A 17158-nucleotide genomic window follows, 5' to 3' on the forward strand; every position below is an offset into this window, starting at 1 on the left:
CACATAGTGGTTCTTATGGGAGCGCTGAAGATTAGGGGATTTTTGATAAGGAGATTTGCGTTAAGAAAAATCCCGCCGTCGCACTTTAAGAGCTTTGGCCGGCGATGTCGGGAATACAGAATTTATACCTGAGACTCCTAGTCACAAACCAGGAAAGCACCACAGAAGTAATTGATTTTTATTACTTTAACTATTTAAGATCTCTGCACGCAGAATAAATTCCTTGAGATTATATTGTTTATTATATATCACAGAATAAAAGCCTAGTTAAGCCATTTGAGGCAGGCCTAGCTAGTTGGCAGCTTCAAATTACTACCAAGTAACCGTATTTAAAGGATGATTTTTATACGATTTTTGGCAGAATGAAGACAGAAGACGAAAAAGTTGCAATTCTTCAATTTGAACTCCTAAAATGGTTTAGCCAATATGGTAGAAGCTTTTTATGGCGTGAAAAAGGATTATCAGACTACCAATATATTATTGCAGAAGTTTTGCTGCAAAGAACCCGAGCAGAAACAATTTCAAAGTTCTACCCATCGTTTATTTCAACATTTCCATCTTGGTACTCCCTAGCGTCTGCTAGGTTAGAAGATATTGAAGAATCGTTGAGACCAATTGGCCTCTACCGGCAAAGGGCCGCTAGGTTGCAAAAACTTGCAAATGAAATGGTAAGCCGAAAAGGCATCTTACCAAAAAATAGAAGTGAATTAGAAGCAATCTCTTTCATGGGACAATACATTGCAAATGCTGTAGAGCAAATAATTTTTGGCCAACCCACCCCATTACTCGACGTAAATATGGCAAGGGTAATCGAAAGAGTATTCGAACCAAGGAAACTAGCTGACATAAGGTATGACCCGCATCTACAGCAGCTATCGCTTAAAGTAATACAGCACCCATTATCACTACACCTCAACTGGGCTATACTTGATTTTGCGGCATTGATTTGTACTGCAAGAATTCCGAAGTGTCTAGTATGCCCGATTAATTCAATTTGTCTTTACTATAAAGAACTCAGCAAAGAAGGCAAAGATTGAAACTTAACTTTTGGTATTTTAACTGTGCTTGAGGCACCCCCTGACATATTTTCTCCACCCGCTCCATTAACCCAATCGCAGCATTTTAATAATTCGGTAAATTTTATTCCCCAGTAGGCTATTGGCAAGCCCAAAATATCAACTTCCTCCACAAAATAAATAGCTTCCATATTTAAGGAAAGTGAAACAAAAAAAGAGAGCTTAGCAAACGGGGCAAAATCAATTCCAAACCAATCCCCATAATTGCTATCGATAACAACACTTTTACTTTTAAATTCCACGGGAAACGCCCGGCCAGAGTTACCAACAATAAAGAAATCCAGGTCAGCGGCACCACCTGAAAACTTCGTTTTTATAAAATAACGCGTATATTCTTTCCAAAAGAGAGAAGTTATAACCGCAGTATCCTTCCATATCGGGTTGTGCCGATATATTCTCCGGACTGTATATCCAAAGTTTCCGCTTCTTGTGGTCTTGGGCTTAAACGCAGACATTCCATTATTTAAAGAAATACTGGTCAAACCTGAACCGATTATTTGAAAAAAGTCAAGTAAATACGGAACTGGGTAGTTTGGAGAACAGGGAATATTAAAGGAAGATTCAATTAATGTATTTCCTCCGGTATCAAACTTTGAAAAATAAGTAGGAATGCCGACTTGATTGAAATATGCTTGGGCTAAAGATAAAGCATGTATTGGCGGTGCATTTAATCCAATAGTCCAACTAAATGAGGTCGGAACGGTTAAAACAGCAACGCGACCGGCTGTTACAGGATTGGCAAAAGCATTAGTAGTCGGCGTAAAAATCCATCCGCCAGGAACTATATACTGAAATTGGTTAACTAAATGTGGGCTTCTCAAATGTCTTTCAAACCTAATTTCAGCAGCAACACCTTTTATTTTATTTAGATTTCTAGGTGACCATTGGCTCTCCAAAAAGTCCAATGCTTGGTTACGGTCAGTTGGCATAATCTTATTCCTATTAAGCGAAACAAAAGATGACAATATACATATCAAATTGAAGAACTGAAAAGGTAAAAGTTCATTTCACTGCTACAGCATTTCTATTAACGTAAATCATAAATCTTACTAGGGGGGAAAAGTAAGCCTATTGCATTAGGTTTTATCTTAAACAACGGCCCTTTTTCAACTACTTTACCATTTGGAGTCATTTTAATTAGATGATCAAGTGTAATAATGCCTTGCTCAAGTAGTATATCAAATTGGGAAACTATTGGTTTCTTTGTATGCTCTACCTTCTTGTATGTAAAATATTCTTGGCCATCGATTCTAGTGGATTCAGCTGCTATCCAGAATGTTTCACTGTGTTTTTCCAACAGTCTTTTGTGAAGTGTTTCGAGTTGCCATACTACAAAATCTCCTATTGAAGAATCTTGTGAATTTTCAAATAGCTTATTCGCGAAAGTATCAACTTTGAGCTTCAGCCCTTGCGAATTCCGACTCAAGGTAGAAACAGTGCAATATAACTTGTAATCATTGCCACGCTCGTAACCAAAGTGCCTCAGTATTTCGGCAGAACTCTTGAACTTGCTTATAGACCAGTCTGGAACTTGAGCAAAAAGGTTTTTCCTATTGTCCCGACTTTCCCTAAAGGATTTAAGCTCTATACCTTGATAGTCAGGCTGTTTAGAGGAGTTAATACTTATCCCAAGCAGGGTTTCTAATGTCCTGCCAATTGCGGTGTCTGCGTTAAGCATGGCAGGCATAGGGCCACTAGCCGCTATTTTCTTTAACAATGCTAAAAGCTCTTCTGCCACCTTGTTTGAAGAACGCTTAATTTCTTGCACAATCTCCAGGAGATGGCTATTCGTTAAATGTTTTTTTGGACTGAAAGGAAGTTCTCCTGGCTTACATATAATAGAAGAAGGAACATCATTTATTAATCCTTTAATATCTAAATTGGTAACATTTACGAGGTAAAGCTTTTTCTCAAACGCAATTATCCCGATAATGTCTCCTGATTTGGCATAAGCACCAAGGCCTTTAAACCAAATCCTCGGGTCCCCTTTTTTGGTTTGTGGCCTGTAAAGGGAAGCTACTGAAGGAAGTAATTGGTCCTCTTTGACAAAAAAGGAATCAATCAAAACTTTCTCCTCAGGTCCCTGGCCTTGTAGCTCATAATCATGTAAATGCTTATTCCGGAGGTAATTGCGAACCGGCCCAGTAGCATCCATGATGGATTTCTCTAGGCCGGTTGCAGTAGGTTCTATAAGTGTTAGTTCAACGGAGTTTTCGGTAAGGATTTTTATCTTGTCGATCTCCGAGCTTGTGAGCTCCCTCATCTATTTTTTGAGGCCAAAATAATCCTTAGTCGATGTTTTTCAAAATTTCCAAAGCAATTGCCCTTGCCATCAAAGGTGGAACAGCGTTGCCAACTAATGTATACTGCGGTACCTCGCTTTTACGCCTATCTCCTCCAGTTGTTCTCTTGCCTTGAAAAACGAAAGAATCATCGAATGATTGAAGTCTCGCCATTTCCCGTACAGTGAGAGCCCTTGGTTGACGGTAATGGATATAGTCATCTGGCATTGTAAGTACTGTCGGACTTTGACCTTCGGGGTTTAAAAGGTTATAATGGCGCTTATCGGAATCAAGGCCACATTCCTTAAGTCTGACCTTGGCTCCCTCGTAAGCGCCCTCCCCATGAATGATGTTCAGCCTTTGAAGTACGTCTTTATTCTGCTTACTTGTCTTGTGGTTTTGTAAAGGCCTAGGGATAACAGAAGCAATATTTTCATATTCTTTAAAGTTCCGCACGTATACCGGCGGCCGAACAATAAACCTATTACCTAACCTGCCCCTTCTAGACCATTCTGCAAAAGTTAAACCTTCACCAACTTCCCCTCCCAATTCTCGCTTTCTAATTAGGGATTGCATCTTTTTAGAGGCTCCATTAAACTGTGACCGAATATCTACTTTTTCATAGTAGTTAGCTTCATCATCATTCCCTACAAAATCTAAATCATGCAGTGCTTCGAACACTGTTACTTTTTCCTTTCCTGCAGCAGTAGCAGGTATTTCAGTAATTAATTTTTGGTCCCTTCTACAGCCAATAAATAAGACGCGCTCCCTATTTTGTGGAACACCATAATCTACAGCTTTAGCTACGTATGGTTCACCTATCTGGTAAAGTCTTAAATTCTTGAGGATACCAACAAACTTCTGCTCAAGTTCAGCTTCTCTAGAAATAACTTTTAGTCCTTCAATGCTATCATCGAATGTATTTATGTAAATATTTAGAGCATCAACAATCTCTTTTACCCTTGCCTTAAATTCAATTGGTGGGTTGAGTCGGTGGAATGAGGTCTTTATTTTCTCTACGATAGATTCCGAGTTGATAGCAACCAAGAAGTTGTCGAAATCCTCTACTAGAAAATCACCATCTAGATCACTATGGGCCTTTTCTTGTATTACTTTCTTCCTTATATATTCAAATTCTTTGTCCCTCTTTAATAAATTAAATCCGTGACGTATAGTTAATATATCTGCCCCAGTCTTGCTAGTCTTATAATCAATAAACTGCCGTGATAACGCCTTAAATTTTGTCTCAATCAAATCAATATAATGTTCTTTTAGTGCAGCTAACTCTGAGTCAATTGCATTTTCAAACTGCAATCTTAAAAGGTAACAATCAAGAATAAAAGATTTAGCTTTTACTTCTTTTTTTAGTTGATTAACAAATTCAATTAAACTAGGAAACTGGTTCAAGTCCACGATCGACCGGATCTCCTTTAAAATCATATCCTTAATCTTTCCACCCTCTTTAGTAAGAATGCCTTTGACATTCTCCATTACGAAGTATTTAGGACGAAGCTGCCTAATCACTTTCAAGTAATGAGCAAATAAGTCATCCTTTTTGTCAAACTTCTTACGCTTACCCGCAAGGCTAAAACTTTGGCAAGGAGGTCCGCCACAAACTACGTCTACTTGCTTATTAGCAATTTTTTTATGTAAGTTATCAAGAAAATCTGGCTCACTAATGTCTTGCGTTATGAACTCAGCGTCCAACTGTAGTTGGTAATTGTACCTAACTCTATGGGTAAGCTCACAATTCTCGTTAATGTCACTTCCAACAAGGAAGTTGAATACCTTATTTCTAAATTCTGCTTGCAAGAATCCTTCGCTAAAGCCACCTGCACCAGCAAATAGATCTATGAAAGTATATTCTTTATAATTAGGATTATGGCCGTCCCCCTTTATTAATTGAACTTCTTGCTTCTCACGATATGCGGTAGTTAGTGATACCACCATTGATTTTAATTCTAGTTCAGAGAAGCTTTTCTTGCTTGGACTACTAAGGTACTTTTTAACCTCTTCTTTTAAAAAGGCCAAGTAGTTATTTATTGAAGAAGAATTCTGAGTATTTTTTTTAACTTGTTGCGCATCCTTATCCCATTCGAGACAATTAACCTTTTCACCCGTGGTGGCTTTAAAAGGTTTCCCAGAGATCATTACTCTCAAGTATATTGGGCAAAACCCTTTTTTATCCTTTTTATCTAAATAGAAATTTACTGTCGGCATTTACGGACAAATTTACGGACAACCTTTCAAAAACGAATTTTTTTAGCAAGGTTTCCCAATATATTTATTAACACAAAGTGAACAAGTCGATAATGCCGCTTGTCATTAAATTAGAAGAGGTAAACCAAGAAAAACAGTAAGGCTTTTCGTCCTTCCACTGTAATGCCAAACATATTATAAACACAACGGGTACAATCTTACCTTCCTCTTTTACTTTATAGTCCATAGCATTCAGAAAAAACCATGCTGTACGATGCTTCGCGGAAGCGATTATGCCATTCTTTTCCCAGCGGAATAATCGTGTCAGTAATCGTTGATAGTGTTTTGGCGGAGATCTCCGTATCGTACAATTCCATAATGTGCGTCGCAATATCGAGGAAGCTGATCGCATGACTCTAAGGCCCAAGAATTTAACAAGCGATTTGCCTGCATCTAACTGTTCAAGAGCCTAATTCTGAAAGCGATGATAATTTATATGTTGTTTGTCTAGCAAAAAACTGTGTTAACGGTCAATAAAATTTTTATTCTTTAGCACAGTATCTCGAAGACAGAATTTGAGCATGTATTGATTCATAATCTATATCATTGATCGCCTCATTTAGGCAACACCAAATTTGTTGCATTATTCATTTTAGATTTTCACGCTGTGTCAATATTCCGTTTTGAAAATACTTTATTTCATAATTCCCAGCTTCATCTTTAGTTCCAAATATCACGGCAATTCCCAATTTATAATTATAATGGTTTCCCTCGTAATTAATTGTAAGGTGTTCTAGTTTCAATAAATCAAATTCTTTACTTTTTTTTGAGTTAGAGTCTTTCTTGACTTCTAGTACAACCAAATTATCTTCATTTGTATTCCGAATATGTACTATAATGTCAGGAGTAAGCTTGTAATTATTGATTTTATTTGGCTTAATTCCAATTTCCTTCATTCGAGCCCTAGCTATATCAAGTGCTTTTCGATCATGTTCTTTCAGCTTGTCTCCGTTGTACTCAGGATCGACAATATATTCGGCAAATAATGGCGTCAGATACCTTGTAAGATGTCCATTGAGATTTAGCTCATTTAGCCCTCTCAAAAGAATATCGTTCTGATTTATTAAAAGTTCTGCAATAGCAGTGTCAATATTTTGCAGGACAAGATTTATCTCCATCACTTTCTTATTTAACAAAATCAAATGCTATTGAAAATGAACTTGACATTAGGCAACATTTATAATTCATAAATCCAAACATTGCTTCAAAATTAGGGGATTAATCAACTATGAATTCACTGGGCACAATTCATATTACGTATAGTCATAAATGTAATACTTGTTTCATCCAAATCCAATAATTCTGGTAACGATTCATATTTTGTCATTTCGCCAAAAACAAATCGCATTAGAAAAAGGCTATTAATTGTGTTGAAAGCAAGCAATACCTAAGTGTAAATTTACAGACTAATAAACTTGAAATCTTTAGTTGCCAGGCTTATAAAAATGCCCCCCCTGCTATTCAGAAAAAGCTTTGAATAAAAAGTCAGCCTTCGTTCTCTGAGCTTTGGCGCGGCATTGTCGGGAAAATAGGATTTGAACCTAAGCCCCTCTGGTCCCAAACCATGAAAACACAACTTATGTTATTGATTTTTATGATTATATATCTCTATTGCAACTCCACCCATAATAAATTCCCGTAGGGTATATTGCATATTAACCATCATATTTGGTTGGACTATTTAGACCAATACTTGCATGGGGTAAGTAGTCTAGCGATTTCAATGTATAACAAGTAATTTATGGTCAGCCTCCCCATTACTCCGCGTCAATTATGGCAAGAGTACTGGAAAGCGTGTTCGAACCTAAGACACTTGCAGATATAAGGTATGATCCGCATCTGCAGCATATATCATTCAAAGTAATACAACACCAAACATCAATTTACACCTCAAATGGGCGATACTTGATTTTGCAGTATTGGTTTTTACTTCAATAAGACCGAAGCGAGAAGTTTGCCCAATCAATTCAATTTGCATATTTTTCAGGGAAAATGTCGAGCTTAATTGAGTCCCTAAGGAGAATTGCAGTATCCAAGCTTTTTAGAGTTAATGCTTTTTCAAGCGGCTGGAACTCCAGTTGGCAAGCCATGATTCAACAAAGCATAGGCAGCCAACCAACTGCGAACTCTCTTCTAAATTTGGGAGACAACCTTTCGAACGTTTTCTTGTCAACTAGAGCATCTGCGTCACGCAATTCAACCAATACTCAGTCAGGGCTATCAAATGCAGGAACGGCTTGGGAGTCTCTTATGTGCTGGTACTTGAATTTGTGTATGATAGGAACAAGAGTGGTTGCCTTTAGATCAAGAAGCATGATTCCTTCAGCATTCCAAGATGCCCTTAGCATAAATTACGGAACTACAGTTACAAATTCTGAGTCTGACCTTGTAGTACTTGTATTCCCTGACCACCAAGACTTTACCAACTCGCTTACTCCAACAACAACATTTTTAGTAAATGGCCAACAAAAAAACCCCTACTATCAACAGCGACTTATTGACCAAAGGTGCTTAGACATATTTGATGCTTTATCTGATACCCATTTTACAGATTTTAGCCTCTCTGTAATCCAGTGTAAGACGAACTGGAACGATACCGCGCAAGTACCAATGCTATGGGACCTTGTTTATAACACAAGGACATTCATGGCAGGGAGCCAAGTCACGGTAGGAATAAACAATCACCAGTTACCTAACCTTAGGCGGTTCACTTATTGCTTTGCAACTGTACCAACCAATAACTTGAGCCAGTATGATCCGACTAAAATGGCAGTAAAGCGCGTCGCTAACTTGTCCGGAGGTAATTATTGGGGCTTTCCAACAAGAAACGGGGTTGCCTTCTCAGTTAAAGAAATTTTCAACCGGAATTTCTCAACTGGTTTTACCAATTTAAGAACTACCCTGACAAACAACATCCCAGCACTCAGTACCACGTACAGTTATTTTAACTTGTAGATGGTATAAGTTGTTTGTAGCTCTTTCCCTTTACAAGTGATAAATACTGCTAGGTGGAAAGAGCAAACTAATTGCATAAGGTTTAATCTTGCTAAACGGTCCATTTTCAACTACTTTACCATTTGGGTCTTCTTTAATCAAATGGTCTAACGTGATAATGACTTGTTCAAGAAATATATCAAACTGGGAAACTCTTTGTTTTTCTGTATCCTCCACTTTCTTATATGTAAAATACTCTTTCCCCTCTACCCAAGACCAAGGTTTGCAGCTTCAATTATTTTCATTTGATTTACACTTTCAAACGCAGTATAGCAGAAATGGGATTCCCATGGCGCTATAACAGGGACTATTTACCTTTAGGAAAAACCTCTATGACAAGGGAAGATTTATGGCAGGAATTGTCTTCACGCATTCAGAGCTGCAATTGGCACTTTTTCCAGTACCATGTTAGAAAAGTTTTAGGTGGTGGCAGGGTACAGCTCATTGATTCGATGATTGAAGCATTGTTTGTAATTGAAAGTGCAATGACTGGTGCCGGTAGAGACTATATTAATAAAATCGTCTCTTTCAGTAATAAAGCTAATCACACGCCCCACTACGACCAGTTACTTCAGGTACTGGCGGAAATGCTTGTTGTACAGCATGCTGTTTCCTATGGCTGGGCAAATTTAAAGGGGCATGTTTATGAACCAGTACAGACGGGCAGCGCTAAAAATCCAGAGATAGTTGTTTCACTCGCAGATTTATCGGTTGGAGTAGAAGTAAAAGCGCCTGAATTTGTAAAGAAGCATAATGAACGGGGAACAAAACCCCAACAAGTAGCTACGCGTACTGACATTCTTAAACTCCTTGATAAAGACCAAACTATGCTTCCAAGAGACAACCCGGTCAAGGACTTTCTTATCAGTGCTAATGCAAAATTTGCCTCCTTCAAGGCCGCAGACCCTAATTTTTATGGATTACTTGTTATTGTTTGGGATGACTTTATTTACGAACCTATATCTGCATTAGTTGGTCAACCTGCAGGACTTTTCACTAAAGGAAGTTTCGCTCATGATGAAAGAGGTCAAATCTTAAAATTCGAGAATGTTGACTGTGTTATTCTTACTCGCCACCTTTTACCGATCAGACGGGGTACAATAGAAGAACCAATGCCCGATTTGTCAAGACATCCATTAGATTATGGTAGACAAGGGGAATTTCCGTTCAAGGTATATTTCAAAAACCCTAATAGCACTAACGAAGTTCCTGAACAGATATTAAGGTGTTTTCAGACTATTGAAAATGGGCAAATGTTAGGTGCCGAATACATGCCTCAAGACTTTATTCAATGGTTCAACAGTTAGCATTAATCAATGTATTAGTTTAAAAAGGTAAATAATCATCAGGCAGTATCGCACAATGACTCGCTTGGGAACAAGCTATTTTCTTGGTACATATCGCACAAAATATAGCACATAAAAAAAAGCAGTTACTATGCGTAACTGCTTGATTATCGATGTCGGGAAGACAGGATTCGAACCTGCGACCCCCTGGTCCCAAACCAGGTGCGCTACCGGCCTGCGCTACTTCCCGGACCCCAGAAGCAGTTGTTGGTCTCCTTCTAAGAGGTTGCAAAGGTAGGGTTTCAGCCCATTCATCCAAAAAAAATCTGAAACCATTTTTGCAGCCCTACTCAACCGATATTATACTGTACTCCAACTTGTTAACTTCTACTTTATCCCCAACTCCCTTACCCATCAAAGCCTTGCCTAAAGGAGAGTGAGGCGAAATAGATACGATGGTTACTTCGGCAATTCTAATCTTCCCCACCGCCGCCGCCACAAAGAACATCCCCCTATCCGTCCTCACCAAACTCCCCTTCCCCACCTTCTCTCCCCCATGCCAATAATCCAGTTTCTCCATCACCGATAACTGCTCCATCGCCTCGGCCAGTTGCCTCCTCGTATTCTCCTGCTCTATCTGCAGCATCGCCAACGCCGTCTCATGTTTATCGCCGGCAGTACTCTTGGTTTCATTGCTCGCACTCTCGCGCAGATCGGCCAATATGGTCTGAAGACCCGCAACCTTCTCCCTTATCAATTGCAGAAATGCCCTGTATATGGTTTCCTTATTATGCATGGCGAAAGCAGCTTAAACTTCCTCCACCGCAACAGCCTCAGGAACTTTCTTCTCCCTGAAAAAGAGCAGGAAATAAACCAGCACCGCAAAAGCAATAGCCGCCGGCACCAGCCAGATACTCCTCCAGTCGTGCCCCGCCCCCTGCTGGTAGTAGGACGCCACAAATCCCGAAAACCAGGTTCCTATAAACATGCCTAACCCATAGGTCGCAAAAGTGAACAACCCCTGCGCCGAATTCTTGATCTTCTCCCCCGCCTTCTTCTCCGAATACATATAGCCCGTCACAAAAAAGAAATCATAACATACGCCGTGTAGTATAATACCGGTATACAACATCCAGCTATTGGGGTCGCCATAGCCATAGGCAAATAATACATATCGAACGATCCACGCAATGATGCCGATCATCAGCATATACTTCACCCCGATCCGGTTTATCAGAAACGGTATCGCCAGTATAAACAGTCCCTCCGATACCTGCCCCAATATCATCTTACCCGCCGAATTGGTCATGCCGATCTCATTCAAAAACGGATTCGCAAATCCATAATAAAAGGCCAGCGGAATACATACCAGCACCGCCGCTATAAAGAATACCAAATAGGGCTTATCCTTAAACAACACAAAGGCATCACTGCCCAACGCCCGGGCGCCACTTACCGCAACACCTTTCCCCTTGGCCGGCGTATCGGGAAGGAAAAAACTATAGAGTCCCAATGCCGCCGAACACATGGCCGCTAAAAAAAATGTATTGGCGCTTTTCTCAATGCCGAGATTGCCTACCAGCAGTCCCGCCACAATCCATCCCACCGTTCCAAATACCCTGATCCAGGGAAACTGTTTTCCCGGATCCGTCATCTGCGTAAAGGCAACATTATTACTCAGCGCAATAGTGGGCATATACATCAATGAATACACCAGTATCACCCAATAAAACGCAGTATTGCCACTCACCTGTGTGGCCAGTACCAACAGCCCCGCCCCCACCAGGTGCAGCACCCCCATGATGCGCTGCGCAGCAAAAAACCTGTCTGCCACCATGCCTACAAAAAAGGGGGATATCATCGTGGCGATGGCCAGCGCACTAAAGGCCGCACCGATCTGCACATCCGATGAACCCAGATTGCTTTTCATATAAGTGCCCATCGTTACATACCATGCACTCCAGGTAAAATATTGCAGGAACATCATGATGGCCAGACTGGCCCCGATTGATCTTTTCATATAATAATTTCGAAATGGAAATATAAAAATTAAATTCATGCATTATGACACTTATAATTATCGGGGTCATCCTCTTCCTCGCCTCCTTCGGCATCGCTAAAAGTGAAGAACCCATCCGCCGCTTTGCTGGCACCCTAAGATCCATTGCCCTCGGACTTTTTGTTATTGGTATCATCACCTCCTGTATCATCCAGATCGGGGTGGGACAAATTGGCGTTAAAAAACTTTTCGGTAAAGTGCAGAAGGATGTACTCACCAGCGGACTTCATTTTATCAATCCACTCATGGAGATAGAAAGACTGGATGTGAAGACCCTCAACTATACTATGAGCGGCATCCAGGATGAAGCGCAGAAGCCGGGCGATGATGCCATTCGTGTACTCACTGCCGATGGACTGGAAGTTACCATCGACCTCTCCGTGCTCTACCGCGTGATTCCTGTTGACGCGCCCATGCTGCTGCAGGAAACCGGAGCCGACTATGAAGACAAGATCGTTCGCCCTATAACGCGTACCCGTATCCGCGATAACGCCGTCTATTATGATGCCGTTGCCCTCTACTCCACCAAGCGCGATGAATTCCAGCAACGCATCTTCAAGACCATCGAAACGGATTTCAAAAAAAGAGGTCTGTTGCTCGAAAACCTGCTGGTGCGCAATATCACCCTCCCTCAATCAGTAAAGGCTACCATCGAACAAAAGATCAACGCTGAACAGGATGCTCAGAAAATGCAGTTCGTGCTACAGAAAGAAAGACAGGAAGCTGAGCGCAAACGCGTGGAGGCCCAGGGTATCTCCGACTACCAGCGTATCATCAGTGAAAGCCTGACCGACAGGCAACTGCAATACGAAAGCATCAAGGCTCAACTGGAGATCGCCAAATCACAGAATGCAAAAGTGATCATTATGGGCAAAGGAAATACACCCGTCATACTCGACAGTAAAAATTAAAATCACTAATTACCGTTAATGCTATTCACATTATATTAATTGTACCCCCGCAGTTGGAATGGTAAGCTTTATTAGATAAAATGGAAATATTCCTGGATCTTATTTTGTGGCCTTCTGAAATCATTACCAGGCCTACATTTCAGCGAAGTAAGGCTACTTTGATAGATTGGCTGGTGATTAGTCAATTTCTTTAAATCCTACCATTATTATACCTATAGAGCTAATACTGACACATCTCACCTTTATCTTTTGTTCTGCTGCTTGCAATGGAATGCTTTTTCATATCAACAGCACTTGCTTCCTGTTTCTGACTGTTTCTAAACGTTGGTAATTTTTTTCTTATGATTATCCATCAAATACCAGATGAACAACAATATCAATTTTTTTTGTAGAAAAAAAATCCCCTCCCTGGTTGGATGATTGCTTTTACAAATATTTTTTTCACATCTGCCTAAATTCAGAATTTCCCTTACTTTGCTACTGCAGTTCACCCCGCCCTGAATGTTGTAATAAGGTGAAGATCGAAGGTTGACTTGCTTTTATGAAACTCTAACTTACATGATTAGTCGATGAAAACGCATTTCCTTTTAAATAATCCACGTGGCGAAAAACTAAAATTTGATGCCAGTAGAGGATTTGAGAGTCAACCAGAAGACATTTTACCATTACCCCAGGCTTATCGGCAACAAAAGCAACGGCTGCGCAACTCTCTTACCCAATTTTCAGCACAACTGATTGCCCGAATTAAGGAAAGAACACTTTCCATCCCCAATCATATTGATTATATCCGGATCGATTTTTTTGTAGTATTCAATAATAGTGATGAGTTTAAAACCAAAACTAGATTTCGAAATGAGTTTGGGCTAGTACCTGCTGCATATGCTAACTTTAATCAGACAGTTTATTTCGCTATAGCTGATCACACCAAGTTTGCCTTTTTCGTATCCCTCCTGATGAAGTTTATCGACAGTCCGGATATCAATATTCCTCATGGTACCGAATATTCTATAATTACCCTGCTCTATGATTTTAAATTTCTTTCAAGTGAACGCATCATTGTTGGACAGCCGGAAGGAGATGTAATATTCTCCTTAGTGAAAAAAGATGAAACAATTGCCTCTTCTTTTCAGAAAATTCTTCAGGAACTTAAGAATTATGTAAATACCCTTTCTACTGATGATCGACGAATCGAAATTGCAACTGATAATGTGAGTACAATTGAGATAAAGCACATAACTAATGATCAAATACGTACTATTGTCCGCAACTTTGACATTTTTATCAAAGTGCAAAGCTTGAGGACGCCAACCATACGACCTAATTCATTCAATGTACCTGATTTAACTTGGGACCTACGTATTAGGCCACCTCGAACTAGCATTAAAATTGGTGTTTTAGATAATGGAGTAAGGCCGATTACACCATTAGAAAATATCATTGAAAATCACAATTTAGATATCACAAATAAGCAAAGTCCTAACCCGTTGCAAGCCTCTCATCCACATGGCACAATTGTAGCCTCGCTTGCCGCGATGGGTGTTAGTTTTTTTGACACGGCTACAAATGATTTTACAAGTGATGCACTTATTGTCCCGATCAAGATTCTCAACTTTAATCAAGGAAACTTTAATATTTATGACATTGAAACAGCCCTAAATAGTGCTATCCGCCTTGGTGTAAAAATATTTAATTTATCAGTGACAGGGCCAGGTAAAATGTATAATGAAGGAGTCACAGAGTTTGCGTATCTATTGGACAAGCTGGCCTATGAAAATGATATCTTGTTATTTATATCAACAGGAAATCTTGACAAACAAGATATTGAGGCTATGCAACAACATGTACGTGCCGGCCTGCATCTTGACTTCCATGTGTATCCTTTACATTTTTACAATCCAAATAAACAATCTGACTGCCATGTTTGTGAAGCAATGAACCTTTGCATGCCTGCCGAAAGTTTTAATAACATAACCGTTGGAGCAATTGCAGATAATTTGGCTCCTGGACAGGCGGTAGGCCTTGCACCGTTTAAAGAGCTACCAGCTTATTATACTCGAAAACACAATATCGATTATACCAAGAAAATTAATAACACAGAGTTTAAACGATCCCAAGTCAACTACAATATCAATAAACCGGATATAGTAATGCCTGGTGGTGACCTACTAGCGCATGCTGCAGCCATGCAGGTTTTGGGTTTTGGAGATCAGGGAGATTTTTATATTAAAGACTCTGGCACGAGCCTAGCCACACCCTTAGCTGCCAATCTTGCCGCGAAAATATTGGAAATTTACCCAAGTCTAAATATGCAATCAGTAAAAGCATTAATCATTAATAGTGCAACAAAACTACTTGATGAGAGTTTTTTAGATGACCTTGTATTAAGCCTTAAAGATGAATATGCACAAGTGAAATTCAAGAAAATGTATACTGAGTTATCAAAACATGAAGTTCGACAAATCAATGAAAAGATAAGCAGCGAAGATATATACCACCGCATAGTTGGCTATGGAATGCCAGACATTTCAAAGGCATTGTATTCAACTTCCAAATCAGTTACTTTGGTTATTCAAGACACGATTGTGATCAACTCTCATAAGGTCGTGAATTTGAATTTACCAAATTACTTAAAGGATTACAGCAAGAAAAGATATATTGTAGAACTAAAAGGGACGCTTTGTTATAAATTTCCACCAGTTTGGAATAACCATCTCGGTTATAACCCCCTTCACATCAGTTTCAACTTTATTAGAAGTGCTGAAAAAAACAATCCTGTTTCAACGGCCGAAATTATAGCTGATAGGGATCACAATTATTTCATAAAACACATAGGTAATTTAAAATCGCAAAAGAAGATTTCAAAAGCAAAAAAAGAAGCCCTTGGCATCAAGAAGAACCTTGAAAGTTGGTCGGAGGATTTTTACCCACCATCGAGTAAACCATTTGCTAATACCCAGCAACTATCATTGAAAATTACTGCCACGGAGTTGGAAAAAATTGAGAACCAATTATCTATTGTTGTGCGTTGTACTTATAAAAAGGACGTTGACCTTCCTTTAGAACAAGCCCTCATTTCTTCATCCCACCCCTTTTCTATTGCCCTTAATATCAGTGAAAAAGAAAATGACGAACTTAGTACCTATGATTTATATGAAGAATTGAAAAGCTGCAATGAATTAGAAGCGCTTTCAACGAGTGATCTGGAGGCAGAAGACCTTGAAGCAGAAGTCTAAGAGATCAAGCTTTTTGAATTGCCTTTTTTTCTTTAATCACAAGATCTTTCCAGATATCGGTGCTTATATTTGGCTTACCTTTTTTATCTTTTGCTTTGAAAAGACTCCTTTTAATAGCGGTAATTAAAGTTCTCTGAATTGTGTAATAGGACAAGCCATTGCACAAACGGATGATAGTACTCAACTTTCTTTGATTGTCTAGACGAAAACGGTCAGTCATAAGCGTTTTCTGAATGATTTTTCGAATGTGTGCTTCATCGGGTGGGTCCATTTTCACCTGTAAATCAAATCGGCGTAATAGCGCTTCATCTATCATATCAATTTGATTGGTAGCAGCAATCACTAAACTGTCTTGTGGGAGATAATCAAATAATTGTAAAATAGTGTTAACTACTCTTTTCATTTCGCCATGATCTTGGCTGTAATCTCTGACCTTTCCCAAGCTGTCAAATTCATCAATAAAGATTATGCATTCTTCAGAGGCTGCTCTACGAAATATCTTTGCTAAGTTCTTGGAGGTTTCACCAAGTCTAGATGAAACTATAGCGCCAAGATTGACTACGATCATCATCTTGTTTAACTCACCGGCCAATACATAAGCTGCTAAAGTTTTTCCACAACCTGATGGCCCATGAAAAATAACTTTGTTAGAAACCGGCAGATCGTAATGATTTAATAGCTTTATAGACCTATGCTCTTCAACAAATAGAGTTAATTCATCACGAACCGTTTCGGAACATACTAAATTATCGAAATTGTAATCAGAGGTGAGTTTTTCGATGATAAACTCGTCATAATCCTTATCAGATTCGCGAAGCAGATGTTTGGGGGAACCAACAGGAACTAAGCCCGGAGCATCCTGGTAACGAAGAGCATCTTTCAGCAATGATTGCAATTGTATTGCAAAGTTGACTTTTTTATGTTGCTTAAAATATTCAATCAGTTCGGCCAGTGATTTTAAAAGGTTTACCTGGTCGTTTTCCAAGCCAAATTTTGCAATATCTTTTATAAGATCAGATTGAGCCATTGTTTGTGTAAGTGAAACGAAAATAGCAAAC

11 protein-coding genes, 1 tRNA gene and 2 pseudogenes are annotated in these 17158 nt (G+C 39.4%); 4 read left to right on the forward strand and 10 right to left on the reverse strand.

All coding sequences use genetic code 11. The annotated features are described in order from the left end of the window. Positions 1 to 362 precede the first annotated feature (362 nt). Positions 363 to 1037 (forward strand): hypothetical protein, encoded by a 675-nt coding sequence (locus V6M43_RS03425; protein WP_332732638.1) that lies wholly within the window; start codon positions 363 to 365, stop codon positions 1035 to 1037. Here the strand turns inward: V6M43_RS03425 and V6M43_RS03430 are convergent. From V6M43_RS03430 to V6M43_RS18290, 6 genes and pseudogenes are all read right to left on the reverse strand, one after another. Continuing rightward, positions 1004 to 2005 (reverse strand): hypothetical protein, encoded by a 1002-nt coding sequence (locus V6M43_RS03430; RefSeq protein WP_332732639.1) that lies wholly within the window; start codon positions 2003 to 2005, stop codon positions 1004 to 1006. The two genes, V6M43_RS03425 and V6M43_RS03430, sit on opposite strands and share 34 nt — an antisense overlap. Before the next feature lie 98 nt (positions 2006 to 2103). Continuing rightward, positions 2104 to 3339: an MvaI/BcnI family restriction endonuclease gene (locus tag V6M43_RS03435; RefSeq protein WP_332732640.1), complete on the reverse strand. Its 1236-nt coding sequence runs from the start codon at positions 3337 to 3339 to the stop codon at positions 2104 to 2106. A 25-nt stretch (positions 3340 to 3364) separates the two neighbouring features. Further along, positions 3365 to 5578: a DNA cytosine methyltransferase gene (locus tag V6M43_RS03440; RefSeq protein WP_332732641.1), complete on the reverse strand. Its 2214-nt coding sequence runs from the start codon at positions 5576 to 5578 to the stop codon at positions 3365 to 3367. A gap of 134 nt (positions 5579 to 5712) precedes the next feature. Then, positions 5713 to 5970 (reverse strand): annotated as a pseudogene (locus V6M43_RS03445) (transposase); the annotation flags it as partial. A 234-nt stretch (positions 5971 to 6204) separates the two neighbouring features. Beyond that, positions 6205 to 6735 carry a hypothetical protein gene (locus V6M43_RS03450; protein ID WP_332732642.1) on the reverse strand — a complete coding sequence of 177 codons (531 nt, stop codon included), beginning with the start codon at positions 6733 to 6735 and terminating at the stop codon, positions 6205 to 6207. A 1867-nt stretch (positions 6736 to 8602) separates the two neighbouring features. Continuing rightward, positions 8603 to 8806: pseudogene (locus tag V6M43_RS18290) on the reverse strand (MvaI/BcnI family restriction endonuclease); the annotation flags it as partial. Positions 8807 to 8856: 50 nt separating this feature from the next. Between V6M43_RS18290 and V6M43_RS03455 the strand changes: the two are divergent. After that, a complete protein-coding gene (locus tag V6M43_RS03455; RefSeq protein WP_332732643.1) occupies positions 8857 to 9918 on the forward strand; it encodes a hypothetical protein in 1062 nt (353 codons plus the stop codon). 155 nt (positions 9919 to 10073) lie between these two features. On the opposite strand, the gene V6M43_RS03460 is transcribed toward V6M43_RS03455, so the two are convergent. From V6M43_RS03460 to V6M43_RS03470, 3 genes are all read right to left on the reverse strand, one after another. Further along, positions 10074 to 10147: transfer RNA gene (locus V6M43_RS03460), tRNA-Pro, on the reverse strand. 96 nt (positions 10148 to 10243) lie between these two features. Continuing rightward, positions 10244 to 10693: a GreA/GreB family elongation factor gene (locus tag V6M43_RS03465; protein ID WP_332732644.1), complete on the reverse strand. Its 450-nt coding sequence runs from the start codon at positions 10691 to 10693 to the stop codon at positions 10244 to 10246. 12 nt (positions 10694 to 10705) lie between these two features. Beyond that, a complete protein-coding gene (locus V6M43_RS03470) occupies positions 10706 to 11917 on the reverse strand; it encodes a nucleoside permease (protein WP_332732645.1) in 1212 nt (403 codons plus the stop codon). Between the two features lie 44 nt (positions 11918 to 11961). Here V6M43_RS03470 and V6M43_RS03475 point away from each other — a divergent pair, with 44 nt between their 5' ends. Then, complete coding sequence (locus V6M43_RS03475) at positions 11962 to 12867, forward strand: prohibitin family protein (protein ID WP_332732646.1); 906 nt, start codon at positions 11962 to 11964, stop codon at positions 12865 to 12867. 569 nt (positions 12868 to 13436) lie between these two features. Then, the gene (locus V6M43_RS03480) at positions 13437 to 16100 is read left to right on the forward strand and encodes a S8 family peptidase (RefSeq protein ID WP_332732647.1); all 2664 of its coding nucleotides are present in this window, start codon (positions 13437 to 13439) and stop codon (positions 16098 to 16100) included. A gap of 4 nt (positions 16101 to 16104) precedes the next feature. Here the strand turns inward: V6M43_RS03480 and V6M43_RS03485 are convergent, their stop codons facing one another. Then, positions 16105 to 17127, reverse strand: a complete 1023-nt coding sequence (locus V6M43_RS03485; RefSeq protein ID WP_332732648.1) for an AAA family ATPase — start codon at positions 17125 to 17127, stop codon at positions 16105 to 16107. Between the last annotated feature and the right edge of the window lie 31 nt (positions 17128 to 17158).

Source organism: Flavihumibacter sp., from assembly GCF_036676075.1.
Lineage (GTDB): Bacteria > Bacteroidota > Bacteroidia > Chitinophagales > Chitinophagaceae > Flavihumibacter.

Bases quoted from the DNA above. Each gene is read 5' to 3' on its own strand.
- V6M43_RS03425 (WP_332732638.1), top strand. From the start codon at position 363: ATGAAGACAGAAGACGAAAAAGTTGCAATTCTTCAATTTGAACTCCTA.
- V6M43_RS03430 (WP_332732639.1), bottom strand. From the start codon at position 2,005: ATGCCAACTGACCGTAACCAAGCATTGGACTTTTTGGAGAGCCAATGG.
- V6M43_RS03435 (WP_332732640.1), bottom strand. From the start codon at position 3,339: ATGAGGGAGCTCACAAGCTCGGAGATCGACAAGATAAAAATCCTTACC.
- V6M43_RS03440 (WP_332732641.1), bottom strand. From the start codon at position 5,578: ATGCCGACAGTAAATTTCTATTTAGATAAAAAGGATAAAAAAGGGTTT.
- V6M43_RS03450 (WP_332732642.1), bottom strand. From the start codon at position 6,735: ATGGAGATAAATCTTGTCCTGCAAAATATTGACACTGCTATTGCAGAA.
- V6M43_RS03465 (WP_332732644.1), bottom strand. From the start codon at position 10,693: ATGCATAATAAGGAAACCATATACAGGGCATTTCTGCAATTGATAAGG.
- V6M43_RS03470 (WP_332732645.1), bottom strand. From the start codon at position 11,917: ATGAAAAGATCAATCGGGGCCAGTCTGGCCATCATGATGTTCCTGCAA.
- V6M43_RS03475 (WP_332732646.1), top strand. From the start codon at position 11,962: ATGACACTTATAATTATCGGGGTCATCCTCTTCCTCGCCTCCTTCGGC.
- V6M43_RS03480 (WP_332732647.1), top strand. From the start codon at position 13,437: ATGAAAACGCATTTCCTTTTAAATAATCCACGTGGCGAAAAACTAAAA.
- V6M43_RS03485 (WP_332732648.1), bottom strand. From the start codon at position 17,127: ATGGCTCAATCTGATCTTATAAAAGATATTGCAAAATTTGGCTTGGAA.